This window comes from Streptomyces sp. NPDC044044 (assembly GCF_056434405.1).
Map to the genome: position 1 here is coordinate 286,005 of NZ_JBWKFG010000008.1, position 18,861 is coordinate 304,865.

Consider the following 18,861-nt stretch of genomic DNA (forward strand, 5'->3'; position numbering starts at 1 on the left):
AGGGGTGGGTTTTGTCATGCGCCTTGCCAGGCCAGTCATCGGACTTTTAACGTGACCGGTCATGACTCCCGGGATCTCGCGAAGAACCACGATGAAGTCCGCCGTAGGCGGAGCAGCCGTACTGGCAGCGGGCGGAGGCGTTCTCTCCGGTGTCGCGGCCGCAGCCGAGGGGCGTCGCGACACCTCCGATGAATCGGTGCTCTGGTACGCGGCGCCTGCCGCCGACTGGGAGCGCGAGGCCCTGCCCATCGGCAATGGCGCACTCGGCGCCATGGTCTTCGGCACCCTCGCCTCCGAGCGGCTCCAGTTCAACGAGAAGACCCTGTGGACCGGCGGCCCCGGCTCCCGCGAGGGCTACGACCACGGCGACTGGCGCGAGGCCAGGCCCGGCGCCCTCGACGCGGTGCGCGGGGAGCTGGACGAGAAGGGCGCTCTGGCCCCCGACGCGGTCGCCGCCGAGCTCGGCCAGTCCCGCCGCGGCTACGGCGCCCACCAGACCTTCGGCGACCTGCACCTCGACATACCGAACGCCCCGGAGGCGCCCGACGCCACCTACCGCCGCACCCTCGATCTGCGCAGGGGCCTCGCGACCGTCACGTACACCCACCGACAAGTGCGCCACGAGAGGGAGTTCTTCGCCTCGTACCCCGACGGCGTGCTCGTCGGGCGCCTCACCGCCGACCGTCCCGCGAGCGTCAGCTGCACCCTGCGCCACACCTCGCCCCGCGCCGACTTCACCGCGAAGGCCGACGGCGACCGGATCGCCGTACGCGGTGAACTCGTCGACAACGGCCTGAAGTTCGAGGCGCAGCTGCGCGTCGTGCACCAGGGCGGCACCCGCACGGCGAACGCGGACGGCAGCATCACCGTCAGCGGCGCCGACCACGTCTGGTTCGCGCTCGCCGCGGGCACCGAATACGCAGACACCTACCCCGACTACCGCGGCGACGACCCCCACGCCGACGTCGTACGCGCCGTCGACCGGGCCGTCGCCAAGGGGCACGCCGCACTGCGCACCCGCCATCTGCGCGACCACGGGGACCTGTTCGCCCGCGTCGCCCTCGACATCGGCCAGAGCACGCCCGCCGACGTGCCGACCGACCAGCAGCTCAAGGGATACGGGGGAGGTGCGAGCGCGGCGGACCGTGCCCTCGAAGCGCTCTTCTTCCAGTACGGGCGCTACCTCCTCATCGCCTCGTCCCGCGCGGGCTCGCTGCCCGCCAACCTCCAGGGCGTGTGGAACAACAGCACCACCCCGCCCTGGTCGGCCGACTACCACACCAACATCAACCTCCAGATGAACTACTGGCTCGCCGAGGCCGCCAACCTCGCCGAGACCACCGCCCCCTACGACCGCTTCGTCGAGGCGCTGCGCGCGCCGGGACGACGCACGGCCAAGGAGATGTTCGGCTCGCGGGGCTGGGTGGTGCACAACGAGACCAACCCCTACGGCTTCACCGGCGTCCACGACTGGTCGACCGCCTTCTGGTTCCCCGAGGCCGCGGCCTGGCTCACCGCGCAGCTCTACGAGCACTACCGCTTCGGCGGCTCCACGGAGTACCTGCGCTCCACCGCCTATCCCGCGATGAAGGAGGCCGCCGAGTTCTGGCTCGACAACCTCCGCACCGACCCGCGCGACGGCGCCCTCGTCGCCACCCCCAGCTACTCGCCCGAGCACGGCGACTTCACCGCGGGCGACTCCATGGCCCAGCAGATCGTGCACGACCTGTTCACCAACACCCTGGAAGCCGCCCGCGTCCTCGGTGACTCGGCGGCCTTCCGGGCCGATCTGGAGAAGACCCTCGGCAAGCTCGACCCCGGCCTGCGCGTCGGATCCTGGGGCCAGCTCCAGGAGTGGAAGGCGGACCTGGACGACAAGACCGACGACCACCGGCACGTCTCGCACCTCTACGCCCTGCACCCCGGACGCCAGGTCAAGCCCGGCAGCAAGTGGGCCGACGCCGCGAAGGTCTCCCTCACCGCGCGCGGCGACGGCGGCACCGGCTGGTCCAAGGCGTGGAAGGTCAACTTCTGGGCGCGGCTTCGCGACGGCGACCACGCGCACAAGATGCTCGGCGAGCAGCTCAAGTCCTCGACGCTTCCCAACCTCTGGGACACCCACCCGCCGTTCCAGATCGACGGCAACTTCGGTGCGACATCGGGCATCGTGGAGATGCTCCTGCAGAGCCAGTTCGACGTCATCGAGGTGCTGCCCGCGCTGCCCGCGAGCTGGCCCGAGGGTTCGGTGCGCGGCCTGCGGGCGCGCGGCGGGGCGAGCCTCGACATCGAGTGGAAGGGCGGACGCGCCACACGCATCGTGCTCACCGCGTCGCGCACCCGTGAACTCACCGTGCGCAGCGACCTGTTGAAGGGTGGCGAGCAGACCTTCAAGGCGCGGGCAGGACAGCGGTACGTCTTCGACTGAGCTCGCGTCCGGTGGACATGCCGGGGCCGGGTCCACCCCCACGCGGACCCGGCCCCGGCTGTTCTCGCGGCGGCTCTAGGAGCCCGAACGCACCACCCGTACATCGGCCGCACGGACATACGCGACGCGGTGTCCGAACTGGACCTCGTAGTACGTGTCCTTGCCGCGCACCACCTTGTGCGGCGCGGTGTCGAACGTCGGCGCGTAGAAGTACTCGCCGGGCACCTTGTCGCCGATCGCGTACTTCTGTCCCGCGAGGAGCTTGTACGGCAGCGGCGTGACCGGCTGCACCGGAACGCCCGCCGGGTACGCCTCCTTCTCCGGATAGGCGCGCCCGTACACCGGGACCTCCTTGGCGTCGCCCTTCGGCGTCACCACGAGCCCCGACGCGTCGACGGCGGTCGGCTGCTTCTTCGGGTTCTTGAACCAGGCCTTCTGGCCCAGGTACCAGACGGCGGTCCAGTCGCCCTTGCGGTCGGCGACCGCGTACTGCTGGCCGGTGGACAGGCGCGCGCCGGTGTCGTTCACGCCGGTCGTCGATTCGCCGCCACCGGGCCGCAGGCCGATGTCCTTGATGAGCGGCGCGTCGTCACGCGGCTCGGTGTGGACGCGCACCGCGGCCGAACCGTGCGTCGCGCACTTCTCGCCCGGCTTGACGCAGCCCGTGTACTCCGGCCGGTTCTTGGAGTACGTGGGCGCCACCGTCACCAGACCGCCGTTCGGGCCCGCCGTCCGCTTGAACGGCTTGCCCATCAGGGTGAAGTAGTGCTGCCAGTCCCAGTACGGCCCTGGGTCGGTGTGCATGCCCGCGATCGTCGACGGCAGCGTGCCCGGCACGTTGTCGTGGCCGATGATGTGCTGGCGGTCCAGCGGGATGCCGTACTTCTTCGACAGATACTTCACCAGGCGCGCCGACGAGCGGTACATCGCCTCCGTGTACCAGGTGTCGGGCGCCGTGAGGAAGCCCTCGTGCTCCAGGCCGATCGACTTGGAGTTCACGTACCAGTTGCCCGCGTGCCAGGCGACGTCCTTGGCCTTCACGTGCTGGGCGATGTGACCGTCGGTGGACCGCAGGGTGTACTGCCAGGACACGTACGTGGGGTCCTGCACCATGTTGAGGACGCCTTCCCAGCGGCCCTCGGTGTCATGGATGACGATGGTGTCGATGCTCTGGCTCTTGGGCCGGTCCGACAGGTCGTGGTTGCCGTAGTCGTCGTTGCCGTCCGGGTCCTTGAACTCCTCGTACGGCGCCGGGATCCACTCGCAGGACACCGTGGACGGGCACTCGGTCTCGCCCTTCGGCGCCTTCCGCAGCCCCATGGCCCGCACCTGCGCGGCGTCCGGCTTCAGACCGGTGACCGCGGGCAGGGCCACGTGCTGGCCCGCGTCCGTGGTGCGCTCCTGACCGTCGTGGATGACGGCGAAGACGTCGTTCGCGTACGTCGCCGCGGTGGCCTGGTCGTCCGCGCCGGAGAAGCGGGCGATCGCGCCGTACCAGTCGGCGGGGTTCTCGCTCAGCGGCTTGCCGAGCTTCTTCTGCGCGGCGGCGAGCAGGGCGGCGCCGCCGCGTACGTTGGCGGCCGGGTCGGTGCGCAGCCGCTCGGCGGAGAGCCCGCTGACCTCGGCCGCGCGGGGCAACGTCTTGAGGCGGGCGGGCAGTTGGGAGTTCTTCGGCACCTTCGCCGTGAACTCCTTCGGCTTGAGGACGCCCCGTGACGCGTCGCCGCGCGGGTCCTCCTCGCCCTCGCTGTGGTGCGGGGTGCCGGCGATGGCGGTACGCGCGTCGGTGAGGTGCATCGGGCCGTAGCCGCCGGTCACGCTCGGCGCGCCGCCGTGCGCGTCCCAGCGGGACTGCAGATAGGACACTCCGAGCAGCACGCTCTGCGGTACGCGGTACTCGTCGGCCGCTGCCGCGAAGGCGCTCTGCAGCCCGTCCGGCGGCGCCTGGGCGCCGGCGCCCGGCGACGAGGATGACGGGGCGGCACCGAGCAGCGGAAGCAGCAGACCGGCGGAGACAAGGGCGCCCGCTGTCCTGACGGCGCGTCTGCGCGCGGCAGGGGTGCGGGCGGTGGCGGATCCTCGCAATGCAGCCTCCTGGGACGGTGAAGCGTGATGGGGCGTGCGGGGCCGGGCGTGCGTCAGTGGTACCGGCTCTCCGACGATCCGTCAATCATGCCCAGGAGGCGGGATTTCCCATGTCAGCGCCGGTCCCGGCGGGTTTCGCCCCGGGAGGCCGCACGGCCTGCGACGCGTCAGTGGATTGGACCAATGAGCAGCACGAACTCCACACCGATCATCGGGTCGCCCCCTGGGACGTCAGTGGTCCGGTCCACCTGTTCGGGGGATGCGTACGGCGTCTTCAGGCCGTCCTCAGGGCCGTTCTCAGGGCCTCAGCGTCGCGAACGCCCGGTCGACAAGGGCGCCCCGGTCCGTCGTGCCGCCCGAGCGCAGCCACTCCCTGTCGGCCGCGTCGAGAGCCGCCGCAGCGGCGGAGGTGAGGACATCGGCCGTGAACGAGTCCAGCTCCGCACCGGGCCGTTGGGTGAGCGCCTCGGCGACCTGTGCGCGCATCGCGTCCCGCTTCTGGTGCAGCCGGGCCCGCAGGGACGGCGTCGCGTCGATGAGGGTGAGCTCCGCCAACTGGGACCCGGAGGTGTGGATCCGCTGCTGCCAGGAGCGCAGTACCTGATGGAGGCAGTCCCACGGCGCCTCGTCGGCGGTCCTGCCGCGCACCTCGTCGGCGACCTCGTCCGCCATCGACTCCACGGCGCCGAAGACGACGTCCTCCTTGGACGGGAAGTACCGGAAGAAGCTGCGCTTCGACAGGCCCGCCGCGTGCGCGATGTCCTCCACGGTCGTCTCATCGAATCCCCGCTCGGCGAACAACTCAAGTGCCAGCGCGGCCAGTTCGGCCCGCATGGCGCGCCGGGCACGGGCGCGGATCCCGCCGGCCTCCTGATGATCTGCACTCTCACGGCTACCCATGCACCGGAGTTTACTTTGCTTCACCCGATGCCTAATGTGTCACCGAGTGACGTGTTCTGGGGTATACGGCTTCGGGGAGGCGGACATGACGTCCTTACGCGGCAAGACGGCACTGGTCACCGGTGGTACGGGCGGGATAGGCAAGGAGACGGCCCGCGGTCTCGCCCGGCGCGGCGCTCACGTGATCCTCGTCGGCCGTGATCCCGGGCGGGCCGCCGACGCGGCGCGCGAGCTCGCCCGTGAGGCCGGGAGCGGCCCTGTTGAGGCGGTGGCAGCGGACCTGACGCTGCACGAAGGGCTGCACGCCGTGGCCGACGCGGTGCGTTCCGGGTGCGGCCAACTCGACGTACTCGTCAACAACTTCGGCATGAACCCGGCCGGTCGGCGCCTGACCGATGACGGAGTCGAGACCGCCTTCGCCGCGAACGTCCTCGCGCCCTTCGCGCTCACCCGGTTCCTCATGCCCCAGCTGACGAAGGCGCCCGCCGCCCGGGTCGTCAACCTCACGGGCGGCATCCCGCGCGGACCCGTCGACCCCGGCAACCTCCAGGCGGAGAAGACCTTCGTCGGCTGGACCTTCGGCCAGTACAACCACACCAAGGCCGCGCTCATGGCGATGAGTTACGAGTACGCGCGGCGGATCGAGGACGGCCCTGTCACGATCAACGTGGCCTATCCCGGCCACGCCTACACGCCGGGCAACAAGGCCACCTCGATGAGCGCCTTCCCCTGGGTGTACCGCCCGGCCGCGCCCCTCGTCCGCCTGCTCGGCCCGCTCCTGCTCGCGGACCTCGCCAAGCCCGCCAGGTCCAGCATCCACCTGGCCACGAGCCCGGAGCTCGCGCACGTCACCGGTGCCTACTTCGACGCCAAGTGCCGCCGGGTCCCGTGGCCGGACTTCGCCACCGAGCCCCGTACGCGTGAAGCGGTCTGGTCGCTGTGCGAGGAGCTCGCCGGAGACGACGGGCCCTGACCGGCACGGCGACGGGGATCAGACGAAGCGGCGCACAAAGGTCAGCGCGGTGTCCGCCACCTCCTGCCAGCGGCTGTCGATCGTCAGTGCGTGGTCGCGACCGGCCATCTCCGTGATCTCGGTGACCCCGGCGTTCTCCCGCTGCTTCTTGTACGCGCCGTTGGCGAGCGCCCAGGGCACGGCGTTGTCCTTCTCGCCGGAGATGATCAGGAGGGGGCCGCGGCGGGGGTTGCGGCAGTCGACCTTCATCTCCGTCCGGGGGTTGATGTTGGCCCCGGCCGCCTGGAAGGGCGGTGCGCACGGGGCCGGGACCGCGTACTTCTCGTAGAGCTCCTTGGCTTCCTGCTCGCTGACGGCGTTGGCGTAGGCGTAGCGGAACTGGTCGAAGGTGAGCGGTAGTGCGCGCTTGCGGTTGGCCGGGTTGCCGATGATGGGGCGCAAGGAGCGCAGCGTCGAGAGGGGCAGCGCGAGGATGCCGCGGAACGGCACCGGGTCGATCGCCACCGAGGCGGCCGAGAGACCGCGCCCCGCGAGGATCTGCGTGAGCAGCCCGCCGACGGAGTGCCCGATGATGGCCGGTTTGCGCTCCAGGCCGTCGATCAGGCCGGCCAGGTGATCGGCGATCCGTCCGACGGTCTTGCCCGCGAGGGCGTCGGGGCGCTGCCTCGCCTCGGTGACCGAGGCCGGATCGTCGGGCCACGACAGGGCGACGGGCAGGTATCCGGCGGCCTCGAAGTGGGCCGTCCAGAGGTCCCAGCTGCTGGGCAGCATCCACAGACCGTGCACGAACACGACCGGAACGCGCTCTGGGGAGGCGTTGGCGCGGTCGATCTGCTGTGCGTCATTGAGGGACATAGCCTGAAGTTATGGGCGTAAGTCCCCCTGCGACATAGGGGCGGCGGCGGTATGGCCGGTGTTGCATGGTGCTTGTCCGGTCCGCGTGGACCGGGGGCGGGCCCGGCTTGGGGGCCGATGTCTCAGCGTGCCGCGCCCGACAGGGCCCGGTCCACCTGCCGCGGCGACAGCGCGTGCTCGACCGCGAGGATGCCCGCACCGATCGCCGCCGCGTTCTCGCCGGTGCGGCTCGGCTCGATCCGCAGCACATGGGTGGCCAGCGGATGCGAGCGGCGGTACACCGCCTCCCTTACGCCCGCGAGGAGTTGGTCGTGGACGGCGGCCAGCGCCCCGCCGACCACCACCGTGTCGGGGTTGAAGAAGTTCACCAGGCCCGCGAGCACCTCGCCCACCGCGCGGCCCGCCTCGCGCACCATCCGTACGGCGTCGCGGTTGCCGGACTTCACCAGGCGTACGACATCGCTGCCCGATGTCGCGTCCAGGCCGAGCCCGGCCAGCTTGCGGGCGATCGCCGCGCCGCCCGCCACCGCCTCCAGGCAGCCGGAGTTGCCGCACCGGCAGGGCTCCTCGATGTCGCCGACCCGGATGTGCCCGATGTCGCCCGCGCTGCCCTGCGCGCCCCGGTGCAGCCGGCCGTCGGCGACGATGCCGCAGCCGATGCCCGTGCCCACCTTGATGTAGAGCAGATAGCGCGTGTCGGGGAAGGCGCGGCGCTGCTCGGCGAGCGCCATCACGTTCACGTCGTTGTCGACGAGGGCCCGCGGGCCGAACCGCTCGGCGAAGAACTCTGGGATGGGGTACTGATGCCAGCCCGGCATGATCGGCGGATCCACCGGGCGGCCCGTCGAGAACTCCACGGGTCCCGGCACCCCGACCCCGATGGCCTGGAGCGACGCGGGATCGCGCTCGGCCTCCTCCAGCAGGGCGTGCAGCGTGCGCTCGACATGGCCGAGAACCTCCTGCGGGCCGTCCGCGATGGAGAGCGGGTCCTCGCGCAGGGCGAGCATCTCGCCGCCGATGTCGAGGAGGGCGACCCTGCAGTGCGACGCGCCCAAGTCGACGCCTGCGACGGCGTGTTCGCGGGTGCGCAGGCGAAGGCGGCGTGGTGGCCGGCCGCCCGTCGATCCGCCGTCCGCCTCCTCGGTGAGGAAGCCGTGCGCGATGAGCGCGTCCACCCGCTGCGACACCGTCGACCGCGCGAGCCCCGTCACACGGGCGATGTCGGCGCGGGTCTCCGCCGCCCCCGTGCGGAGCAGGGCGAGGACTTCGCCGGGTGACGACGGCGGGGAAACGGGGTGATCCGGCGCTCCAGACATGGCAGCCACCTTAGGGACGAGTTTCGCTGCTCACAAGGCCGATGGTGTTCGACGATCGACCTAAGTCACCGTCAACTCGCTTGCAGAGAAAGCTGCTTGAGCTCTTGACAGGTCAAAGCTGGCTCATCACATTGCTCTGCAGACCGCTGCCGAAGGAGCCGAGGGTGCAGGCGATGCAGGCGACGCAAGAGATGTTGGCGATGCGCGGGGTTTCCAAGAGCTTTCTCGGAGTGCGTGTGCTGCACGGGGTGTCCCTCGACCTCGCCGCGGGCGAGGTGCACGCGCTGGTCGGCGAGAACGGCGCCGGCAAGTCCACCCTGATGAAGGTCCTCGCGGGCGAACACGTCCCGGACGAGGGCAGCATCGTGCTCGACGGAACGGAGCGTTCCTTCAGCCATCCCGCGCAGGCCCAGGCCGCCGGGATCGGCATCATCCACCAGGAGTTCGCGCTGCTCGCGCACCGCACGGTCGCCGAGAACGTCTTCCTGGGCCGCGAACCGACCCGCTACGGCCTCGTCGACCGCCGTGCGATGGAGGCCCGCACGGCCGAACTCCTCGCCGAGGTGGGCGTATCGGGCATCACGCCGCGCACGTACATCCGCGATCTGTCCGTCGCCCGGCAGCAGACCGTCGAGATCGTCAAGGCGCTCGCGTCGGACGTCCGCGTCCTGGTCATGGACGAGCCGACCGCGCCGCTCGCCAACCACGAGGCGGGCCTCCTGCACGACCTCGTGCGCCGCCTCGCGGGCCGTGGCCTCGGCATCCTGTACATCTCGCACCGCCTGCGGGAGGTCTTCGAGCTCTCCCGGCGGATCACGGTCCTGAAGGACGGCCGTCACGTGACGACGGTGCGCACCCAGGACACGGACACCGACCAGGTCGTACGCGCCATGGTCGGCCGGGAGCTGAGCGCCTACTACCCGCCGCGCGCCCGCCCCGACGACATCGGCGAGGTACGCCTCACGGTCACCGGCGGCGGCAACGACCGGCTCCGCGGCATCGACCTGACCCTGCGCGCCGGCGAGGTCACCGGCATCGCGGGCCTTGAGGGCTCCGGCCGTACGTCCCTCGCGCGGGCCCTGTTCGGAGCCGCCCCGTTCACCAGCGGGACGATGACCGTGAGCGGCGAAACCCTGCGGCCCACCACCCCGCGGCAGGCCATCCGCGCCGGAATCGCCCTGGTGACCGAGGACCGCAAGGCCGAGGGGCTCGCCCTGCGGCAGTCCGTGCGCGACAACGCCCTGCTCGTGACCCGCGCCGTACCGGCCCGCGGGGGACCGCCCGCGGCCCGCGAACTCACCGCACTCCTTGAGCGCGTACGCCTCCAGGCGCGCGGCGAGGACCAGCAGGCCCAGTACCTCTCCGGCGGCAACCAGCAGAAGGTCGTCATCGCCAAGTGGCTGGCCGCCCGCCCCCGCATCCTGCTCTTCGACGAACCCACCCGCGGCGTCGACGTGGGTGCCAAGGCCGCCATCCACACCCTTGTCCGCGAGCTGGCCCGCGAGGGCATCGCCGTCCTGATCGTCTCCTCCGAACTGCCCGAACTCATCGGCATGAGCGACCGCGTCCTCGTCATGTCCGAAGGGCGCATCGCCGGTGAACTCCCGGCGGGGGCGGCCGAGGAGGACGTGATGCGGCTCGCCACGACCGAAGCGCCCTCAGACACGAGCGCCCCGTCCGGAGAGGAGCCCGCCGCGTGAGCGGTACCACCGGCACCACCATGGCCCCACCGCCCGCCGTGAAGACCCCCCGCGCACCGAGCCGCAGCAGGCTCACCGATCCCGCCGTCGGCGTCTGGCTCGCGGCGGCGGGCGTCACCGCGCTCGGCTGGATCGTGGTCGCCGCGCGCGGCGGCGACTTCCTCACGCTCTCGAACGTCGTCGGCATCCTGCAGAACTGCGTCGCCCTCGGCCTGGTCGCCGTGGGGCAGACCGCCGTCATCCTCACCGGCTCCCTCGACCTGTCGGTGGCGTATCTGATCAGCCTGGGCACACTCGTCGCCGCCACCACCATGGAGGACGGCAGCGTCGTCACCGCGGTGCTCGCCGTCCTCGCCCTGTCGGCGGCCGTCGGGCTCGCCAACGGCCTCATCGTCACCGGGCTCAAGGTCAACGCGTTCATCGCGACGCTCGGCACCGCGTTCATCCTGCGCGGCTGGATCGAGGACAACTACACGGGCCCGGCGGGCAAGGTCCCCGCCTCCTTCCAGCATCTGGGCTACGACCGGATGGGCCCGATCCCCGTCTCGCTCTTCCTGCTGGCCGCCGTCGCCGCCGCGATGTGGCTGATCACCCGCCGCACCCGCTTCGGCCACCACCTGTACGCGACCGGCGGCGACGAACACGCGGCCCGGCTCTCCGGCGTCCGCACCCGCCGCACGATCATCGCCGCCCACGTCCTGTGCTCGCTGTGCGTGGGCGCCGCCGCCCTCTTCCTCGCCTCACGGCTCGGCGCGGGCGCCCCCTGGGCGGGTACGGAGGCGCGCTACGACCTGGAGTCGATCGCCGCCGTCGTGCTCGGGGGCACCATCCTGGCGGGCGGGCGCGGGGGAGTGGCGGGCACGCTCGGCGGGGTCCTCGTGCTCGCCGTGCTCGACTCCGTCTTCAACCAGCTCGGCGTCGACCCGTTCTTCAAGAACGTGGTCCGCGGCATCGTCATCATCGCCGCCGTCGCGATCTACGCCCGGCGCCGCAGCGGGAGGTCCGCATGAGCAGTCAGACGGCCGAGCAGGCCAAGGCCTCAACGGCCGCCCCGTACAAGCGCGTTGTCCGCTCGCTCGGCACCGGGGCGCCCGTCTACGCGCTCCTGGTCATTCTGCTCCTCGCGCTCGCCGCCACCGACCCCGGCTTCTACGAACCCGACCGCTTCCTCGCCTTCGTCAAGCGCGCGGCGCCCCTGGTGATCCTCGCCGCCGGGCAGTATCTGGTCATCGTCTGCGGCGAGTTCGACCTGTCCGTCGGGGCGATCGTCACCGCGGGAGTCGTGGCGGCGGCCGAGGTCTACGGCTCGTTCCCGGACGCGCCCTGGCCGCTCATCACGGCGGGCCTGCTGCTCGCGGGCGCGGTCACCGGTCTCGTCAGCGGGCTGATCACCACGCGTCTGAGAGTGCCCTCCTTCATCACCACGCTCGGCATGGTGCTGATCCTGGAGGGCGCCGTCTTCTTCTGGACGGGCGGCTCCCCGCACGGCCAACTGTCCGCAGGTTTCCGTCAGATGGGCCGGGGCACCGCCATGGGCTGGCTGCCCTGGGCGGTCCTCGCCTGCCTCGTCGCGGGCCTGGTCGCCGTCCTGCTCATGCGCTCCGACTTCGGCCGCACGCTGATCGCGACCGGGGACAGCGAGCGCACCGCCGCCCTGGCGGGAGTCCGCGTGCACCGCGCCCGCGTCATCGCCTTCGTCCTGTCCGGCGCGGCGGCCGCGCTCGCCGCCGTCCTCGTCGGCGGCTTCTCCGGGGTCTCCGCGCAGGCGGGCCGGGGCTACGAATTCGAGGCGATCACCGCAGTGGTCCTGGGCGGGGTCGTGCTCGGCGGCGGCCGGGGCAGCGTTCTCGCCGCGATGGCGGGCGCCTTCTCGCTGCAGGCCCTGTTCACGCTGCTCAACCTGCAGGGCGTATCGGGCGCCCTGGAGTCCACCGTCCAGGGCGTCATCGTCATCGCCGCGGTCGGGCTCGGGGCCGCCGACTGGTCCCGGCTGCGCCGCCGTCGTATCCACTCCTCGGGAGGCAGACCCTCGTGATGCACAGCTCCTTGAACCCTCTGACGCGCAGGCGCGCGCTGATACCCGCGGTGGCGCTCCTCGCGGGCGCCCTGCTCACCTCCTGCTCCAGCGACACACCGCCCGACTCGCCCGCAGGGGCCTCGCAGGCAGCCGAGTCCGGCAAGGGCGGGGACAAGCCGTCCAAGTTCTTCGAACAGGCCGAGTACGAGCGACAGTTGAAGCTGGGCAAGGAGACCCCGAAGGGCCCCGCCGCCAAGCCCTGGGAGCAGATGCTCGAACCGGAGATGACCGACACCGCCCAGTACGAGAAGAAGGGCTCGGGCGGTACCCATCTCTGCTTCTCGAACGCCGGCGTCTTCAACCCCTGGCGCCAGGTCGGCCTGAAGAACATGAAGGCCGAGGTGAAACTCCACAAGGAGATCAGCGACTTCACCGTCCTCGACGCCCAGGGCAAGGACGACAAGCAGATCTCCGACATCCAGGAGCTCGCGGGCAACAAGGACTGCGACGCGCTCATCGTCTCGCCGAACACCACCGCCACCCTCACCCCCGCGGTGAAGGAGGCCTGCGGCAAGCTCCCCGTGATCGTCTTCGACCGCGGCGTGGAGACCGACTGCGCCGTCACCTTCGTCAACCCCATCGGCGGCTACGGCTACGGCGCGGTCGCCGCGGACTTCCTCGTCGACGAGGTCAAGCCCAAGGGCAAGATCCTCGCCCTGCGCATCTCGCCCGGCGTGGATGTCCTCGAGACCCGCTGGTCGGCGGCGAAGCTGGCCTTCGACAAGAGCGAACTCGACGTCGTGGACGCCAAGTTCACCGACGGTGACCCCGCCAAGACCAAGTCGATCGTCTCCGACGCGATCTCCCGGCACGGCTCCATCGACGGCGTCTGGATGGACTCCGGCGCCACGGCCGTCGCCGCCGTCGAGGCCTTCGAGGACGCGGGCGTGGACGTACCGCCGATCACCGGCGAGGACCAGCAGGACTTCCTCCAGGCGTGGAAGGACAAGGACCTCACCGCGATCGCCCCCACCTACCCGACCTTCCAGTGGCGCACGCCGGTCATCGCGGCCCTGCGCATCCTCGACGGCAAGCAGGTCCCCAAGGAGTGGAAGCTCCCGCAGCCCACGGTCACGCAGGCCAACCTGGACGAGTACCTCCAGGAGGGTATGCCGCCGCTGCACTACGCGATGTGCGGCTGCCAGGACATGCCGGGCTTCCCCAAGGAGTGGGGAGGCAAGAAGTGACGTACACGGCCTGGCAGTTGGGCGCGAACCCCTGGATCTGGCACTCGCCGGTCACCACCGAGGCGCTCGGCGAGACACTGCCCCGCCTCGCGGGCTGGGGCTTCGACGCCGTGGAGCTGCCCCTGGAGCAGCCCGACGACTGGGAGCCCGCCGCGGCGGCCAAGCTCCTGGACGCCACGGGCCTGACGCCCGCGGCCGTCGTCGCCGTCATGCCCGACGGGCGCGACCTGGTCCGCGCCGACCAGGGCACGCTGCGCGCCACCCAGGACTATCTGCGCCGCTGCGTCGACGCGGCCCACGCGATCGGCGCCCCCGTCGTCGCGGGCCCCGTCTACGCGGCGGTCGGCCGCACCTGGCGCATGGACCGGGCCGCGCGCGCGGCGGCGTACGAGGAGTGGCGCGAGCACATCGCGCCGGTGGTCGAGTACGCGGCACGCGCCGGTGTCCGTATCGCGGTCGAGCCTCTCAACCGCTACGAGACCAGCCTGTTCAACACGGTCGCGCAGACCCTGGAAGGCCTCGCGGGCCTGCCCGAGGAGTCGATCGGCGTCGCCCTGGACACGTACCACCAGAACATCGAGGAACACTCCCTGCCGCAAGCGGTCCGCACGGCGGCGGGCCGTATCGCCCACGTCCAGGTGTGCGCCAACGACCGAGGCGCCCCGGGCGCCGACCACCTCGACTGGCCCGGCTTCCTGCGCGCCCTGGGCGAGTCCGGTTACCGCGGGGCGCTCTGCATCGAGTCGTTCACGGCCCACAACGACGCCATCGCCGTCGCCGCATCCGTCTGGCGGCCCCTCGCGCCCACCCAGGACGCGCTCGCGACCGACGGGCTCGGCTTTCTGCGCCGCACCGTGGCCGCCCTCTGACATCCGGCAATCCCGCACGTCCGTCCGTCCTTCCCAGCAGAGAGGACCACCCCATGGACTGTCATGTGCGTGACAGAAGCATGCGTGACAGAAGACTGCGTGACGCGAAGGGGCTACGAAGAACGGTGATCGCCTTCGTCGCGGCCCTGCTGCTCGCGGTCGGGTTCCTGCCCGCCACGTCGAGCGCCGCCGACGCGGACAAGGCGCCCGCCTTCCGCGCCCTGCTCTTCACCAAGGCCGTCGGTTACGTCCACGACTCCATCCCGGCCGGCGTCCAGATGGTCAAGGAGCAGGCGGCGGCGAACAACTTCGAGGTCGTCGAGACCGCCGACGCGACGGTCTTCGACGACGCGAAGCTCAAGGACTTCGACGTCATCATCATGCTGCAGAACTCCGGCATGGTCTGGGACACCGAGGCCCAGCGCGACGCCATGAAGGCGTACGTGAAGAGCGGCAAGGGTGTCGTCGCCCTGCACAACACCCTGGACATGGGCGTCGAGGACTCCTTCCCCTGGTGGGACGACCTCATCAACGCCGGCGCCCACATGCCCGCCCACTCACCGGGCGTCCTGAAGGGCACCGCCAAGGTCGCCGACCGCGCGCACCCCTCCACCAAGGGACTTCCCGAGCGCTGGGAGCGCCCGGAGGAGTGGTACAACTTCGACAAGAACCCCCGCGGTGACGTGCACGTCCTGGTCACTGCCGACGAGACCACGTACGACCCGGGCGGCTCCAAGATGGGCGCCGACCACCCCATCTCCTGGTGCCGCAACGCCGAGGGCGGCAAGGTCTGGGCCACCGCCATGGGCCACGACAAGGCGTCGTACACCGAGCCCGCCTTCCGCGAGCACGTGCTCGGCGGCATCCAGTGGGCCGCGGGCAACAAGCCCGGCGACTGCGGCGGCACGGTCTGGTCCGGCTACGAGAAGACCGCGCTCGACGACAACACCGCCGACCCGATGGAACTGGACGTCGCCAAGGACGGCAAGGTCTTCTACGTCCAGCGCAGCGGCGATGTGAAGATCTTCGACCCGAAGAGCCACTCCACCTCCACGGCCGGCAAGCTCGACGTCTACACCGGCGGCGAGGACGGCCTCGTCGGCATGGAACTGGACCCGAAGTTCGCCACCAACCGGTGGATCTACCTCTACTACGCCCCCTCATCGGCGACGGACGACGTCAACCGCCTCTCCCGCTTCACGGTCAAGAAGGACAACACCCTCGACCTGGCCAGCGAGAAGAAGCTCCTGGACGTCCCCGCCTACCGCGACCGCACCTTCCCCGAACCCGGACACACGGGCGGCGCCGTCGAGTTCGGCCCGAACGGCACGCTCTACCTCGGCGTCGGCGACGACGTCCCGCCCAACCTCGACCCCAACTGGCAGGGTTACGCCCCGATCGACTGGCGTCCCGGCAAGGAGCGCCTCGACGCCGCCCGCACCGCCGGCAACACCAACGACCTGCGCGGCAAGATCCTGCGCATCAAGCCCAAGGACAGCGGCGGCTACACCATCCCCAAGGGCAACCTCTTCGCCAAGGGCACCGCGAAGACCCGCCCAGAGATCTACGCCATGGGCTTCCGCAACCCCTTCCGCTTCACCGTCGACCCCAAGACGGGCTACGTGCACGCTTCCGACTACGGCCCCGACCGCGGCGCCCCCGAGACCAACCGCGGCCCGGAGGGTCTCGTCGAGTACAACGTCATCAAGAAGGCCGGCAACTTCGGCTGGCCCTTCTGCCACGGCAACAACCAGGCGTACGCCCCCTACAACCCCGACACCCAGGAAGTCGGCGCCAAGTTCGACTGCTCCAAGCCCACCAACCCCTCGCCGAACAACACCGGCCTCAAGGACCTGCCGACGCTCCAGCAGCCCGAGATCTGGTACGGCTACGGCGAGTCCAAGGAGTTCCCGGAGATGGGCGCGGGCGGCTCCGCGCCGATGAGCGGCCCTGTCTACGACTACGACGCCAAGAATCCCTCCAAGACGAAGTTCCCCGCCTACTTCGACGGTGCGAGCTTCTTCTACGAGTGGGCCCGCGACTCGGTCAAGGAGATCCGCTTCGACAAGGACGGCAAGCTCCTGAAGATCAACGACTTCCTGAAGTCGGCCAAGTTCGCCAAGCCCATGGACATGACCTTCGGGCCGGACGGCTCGCTGTACGTCCTGGAGTGGGGCAGCGAGTTCGGCGGCGGCAACAACGACTCCGGGCTCTACCGCATCGACTACGCCCAGGGCCGGCGCACCCCGCTCGCCCAGGCCAAGGCGTCCGCCACCAACGGCCCCGCCCCACTGAAGGTCGACTTCTCCAGCGAGGGCAGCAAGGACCCGGACGGTGATCCGCTCACCTTCGCCTGGGACTTCGACGGAGACGGCACGTACGACTCCACCGAAGCCAGCCCCTCCCACACCTACGACGCCAAGGGAGACTTCAACGCCCAGCTGAAGGTCACCGACTCCACCGGCAAGTCCGGCTACGCCAACGTGCCCGTCACGGCAGGCAACACGGCACCCAAGGTGAAGGTCGAGACCCCGGTCGACGGAAAGCTCATCGAGTTCGGCGACAAGATCCCCTACAAGGTCACGGTCACCGACCCCGAGGACGGCACGATCGACTGCTCCAAGGTCACCGTCAATCCGGCCCTCGGCCACGACGACCACGAGCACCCCACCACCGACATCCCCGGCTGCGAAGGCACCGTGGACACCGGTGACCTCGGCGGCCACCCCGAGGGAGCCGACCTCACGTACGTCCTGAACGCGAAGTACACCGACAAGGGCGGCGACGGCGTCAGCGCCCTCACCGGCTACGGCCGCTCTGTCATGCACCCCAAGCACAAGCAGGCCGAGTATCACGACGACCAGTCAGGAACCCGCATCGTCTCCCAGGAAGGCGCCGAGAACGGCAAACGCATCGGCGACGTCAGCGACGGCGACTGGATCGCGTACAGCCCGATGAGTGTCGAAGGCGTCAGCAAGGTCAGCTACAAGCTGTCCTCGCCCTACGGCGTCGGCTCGATCGAACTGCGCGCCGGCGCACCCGACGGCAAGCTGCTCGCCACGACACCCGTCCCCAACACCGGGGGCTGGGACACCTATCAGGCCACACCTGACGTGCCGGTGGAAGCGCTGGCAGGCACCCACAAGCTGTACGTGGTCTTCAAGTCGCCCCAGGACAATTCCTTCGACCTGGACGCCGTGCAGTTCACGACGTCATAGTCACGCGGTAGTCGCCGGGGGCATACGAAGGTCCGCAGTGCGCCGCTGTCCAAGGCGCACTGCGGACCGTCATCCCCGTCAGCGAGTACCGACCGCCGCGCGCACGGCCCGACGGGCCAGCTGGCAGTCGTCGTGCAACCGCCTCAGCAGCAGCCGCTGTTCCTCACCGGACGGCGCAGCACCGGGATGGGCCGGGCCCGATGCCGCCGGGGCCGCGTCGTGCATCGAGCGCTGCACGGCCATCTCGTACGTACGGATCTCACGGGTCAGGACCAGCATCAGGTTGACCAGGAACGCGTCACGCGCCGCCGGGCCCTGCTCCTGCGCCAGCTGGCTGATCTCGCGCCGTGCCACCGGTGCGTCACCGAGCACCGACCACAGCGTCGCCAGGTCATAGCCCGGCAGATACCAGCCCGCGTGCTCCCAGTCCACGAACACCGGGCCCGCGGGGGACAGCAGGATGTTCGAGAGCAGCGCGTCGCCGTGGCAGAACTGCCAGGTGCCGTGCTGTCCGGCCGAGTGCGCGATGCCGTGCAGAAGTTTCTGCAGGTCGCCCATGTCCCGGTCGGTGAGCAGGCCAAGATCATGGAAGCGGGAGATCCGCCTGCCGTAGTCCATGGGCCTGCCGAACAACTCCTGCGGCGGGCGCCACCGGTTGAGGTGACGGATCGCGTTGAGCGCAAGACGTACGTCCGCGCGCGGCGGCGGCTCCACGGGATGGCGGGACAGCGCGGCGACGCGTCCCTGCATCCGCTCGATCACCAGCGTGCAGTCCTCGGGGTCCGCGGCGATCAGCCGCGGGGCCCGGACCGGAGGACGGTGCCGGACGAACGAGCGGTAGGCAGCTATCTCGTGCCGGATCCGCTCGGCCCACACGGGCGAGTGGTCGAGTAAACACTTGGCGATCGCGGTGCTGCGTCCTGTTGTCCCCACGAGCAGCACGGTCCGTCCGCTGCGGCGGAGCACCTGCACCGGATTGAACTCGGGACAGATGCGGTGCACCGAGGCGATCGCGGTGCGCAGTTGCGCCCCCTGGGGGCCTGACAAGTCGAGTCTCCCGCTGAGCGGTTGCGTGCCGGGCCCCGGAACGCGTCGCATGCGGCCGGCGCCGAGCGACCCGGCCGCGGGGCGCGCGGGCTCCAGATACGGGCCGCTGCCGGGCTGTCGGCTGTGCAGTGGCCGGGGCGGGGCGGACACGGAGGACGATGCTGTGTACATGGGCGATACAGATCCCTTCGTGTGCCTGCGAATTGCTG

General features: G+C 70.6%; 13 protein-coding genes. 8 read left to right on the forward strand and 5 right to left on the reverse strand.

Annotation, left to right across the window (positions count from 1 at the left end):
* The first annotated feature begins 91 nt into the window (after positions 1-91).
* Complete coding sequence (locus AC07AG_RS29335; protein WP_478759127.1) at positions 92-2,425, forward strand: glycoside hydrolase family 95 protein; 2,334 nt, start codon at positions 92-94, stop codon at positions 2,423-2,425.
* 75 nt (positions 2,426-2,500) lie between these two features.
* Here AC07AG_RS29335 and AC07AG_RS29340 read toward each other — a convergent pair whose 3' ends face one another.
* Positions 2,501-4,510 carry an N-acetylmuramoyl-L-alanine amidase gene (locus tag AC07AG_RS29340; RefSeq protein ID WP_478759128.1) on the reverse strand — a complete coding sequence of 670 codons (2,010 nt, stop codon included), beginning with the start codon at positions 4,508-4,510 and terminating at the stop codon, positions 2,501-2,503.
* 297 nt (positions 4,511-4,807) lie between these two features.
* The gene (locus tag AC07AG_RS29345; RefSeq protein WP_478759129.1) at positions 4,808-5,410 is read right to left on the reverse strand and encodes a TetR/AcrR family transcriptional regulator; all 603 of its coding nucleotides are present in this window, start codon (positions 5,408-5,410) and stop codon (positions 4,808-4,810) included.
* An 85-nt stretch (positions 5,411-5,495) separates the two neighbouring features.
* On the opposite strand from AC07AG_RS29345, the gene AC07AG_RS29350 reads away from it, so the two are divergent.
* Positions 5,496-6,383, forward strand: coding sequence for an SDR family NAD(P)-dependent oxidoreductase (locus AC07AG_RS29350; protein WP_478759130.1), 888 nt, complete (start codon positions 5,496-5,498; stop codon positions 6,381-6,383).
* An 18-nt stretch (positions 6,384-6,401) separates the two neighbouring features.
* Here AC07AG_RS29350 and AC07AG_RS29355 read toward each other — a convergent pair whose 3' ends face one another.
* Both AC07AG_RS29355 and AC07AG_RS29360 read right to left on the reverse strand, forming a co-directional pair.
* Positions 6,402-7,238, reverse strand: coding sequence for an alpha/beta hydrolase (locus tag AC07AG_RS29355; protein ID WP_478759131.1), 837 nt, complete (start codon positions 7,236-7,238; stop codon positions 6,402-6,404).
* 122 nt (positions 7,239-7,360) lie between these two features.
* Positions 7,361-8,554 (reverse strand): ROK family protein, encoded by a 1,194-nt coding sequence (locus AC07AG_RS29360; protein ID WP_478759132.1) that lies wholly within the window; start codon positions 8,552-8,554, stop codon positions 7,361-7,363.
* 191 nt (positions 8,555-8,745) lie between these two features.
* Here AC07AG_RS29360 and AC07AG_RS29365 point away from each other — a divergent pair, with 191 nt between their 5' ends.
* The 6 genes from AC07AG_RS29365 (at position 8,746) to AC07AG_RS29390 (ending at position 17,605) form a co-directional block, all read left to right on the forward strand.
* Entirely contained in the window at positions 8,746-10,254 is a 1,509-nt protein-coding gene (locus AC07AG_RS29365) for a sugar ABC transporter ATP-binding protein (protein WP_478759389.1), read from the forward strand.
* 20 nt (positions 10,255-10,274) lie between these two features.
* Positions 10,275-11,264, forward strand: coding sequence for an ABC transporter permease (locus AC07AG_RS29370; protein ID WP_478759390.1), 990 nt, complete (start codon positions 10,275-10,277; stop codon positions 11,262-11,264).
* Positions 11,261-12,289, forward strand: a complete 1,029-nt coding sequence (locus AC07AG_RS29375) for an ABC transporter permease (RefSeq protein ID WP_478759133.1) — start codon at positions 11,261-11,263, stop codon at positions 12,287-12,289. Before AC07AG_RS29370 ends, AC07AG_RS29375 begins: the two co-directional genes overlap by 4 nt.
* A gap of 20 nt (positions 12,290-12,309) precedes the next feature.
* Positions 12,310-13,518, forward strand: coding sequence for a substrate-binding domain-containing protein (locus AC07AG_RS29380; RefSeq protein WP_478759391.1), 1,209 nt, complete (start codon positions 12,310-12,312; stop codon positions 13,516-13,518).
* A complete protein-coding gene (locus AC07AG_RS29385; protein ID WP_478759134.1) occupies positions 13,515-14,387 on the forward strand; it encodes a sugar phosphate isomerase/epimerase family protein in 873 nt (290 codons plus the stop codon). The genes AC07AG_RS29380 and AC07AG_RS29385 overlap by 4 nt, the downstream gene beginning before the upstream one ends.
* An 80-nt stretch (positions 14,388-14,467) precedes the next feature.
* Complete coding sequence (locus AC07AG_RS29390; RefSeq protein WP_478759135.1) at positions 14,468-17,605, forward strand: ThuA domain-containing protein; 3,138 nt, start codon at positions 14,468-14,470, stop codon at positions 17,603-17,605.
* Between the two features lie 78 nt (positions 17,606-17,683).
* On the opposite strand, the gene AC07AG_RS29395 is transcribed toward AC07AG_RS29390, so the two are convergent.
* A complete protein-coding gene (locus AC07AG_RS29395) occupies positions 17,684-18,823 on the reverse strand; it encodes an aminoglycoside phosphotransferase family protein (RefSeq protein ID WP_478759136.1) in 1,140 nt (379 codons plus the stop codon).
* Positions 18,824-18,861: the final 38 nt, after the last annotated feature.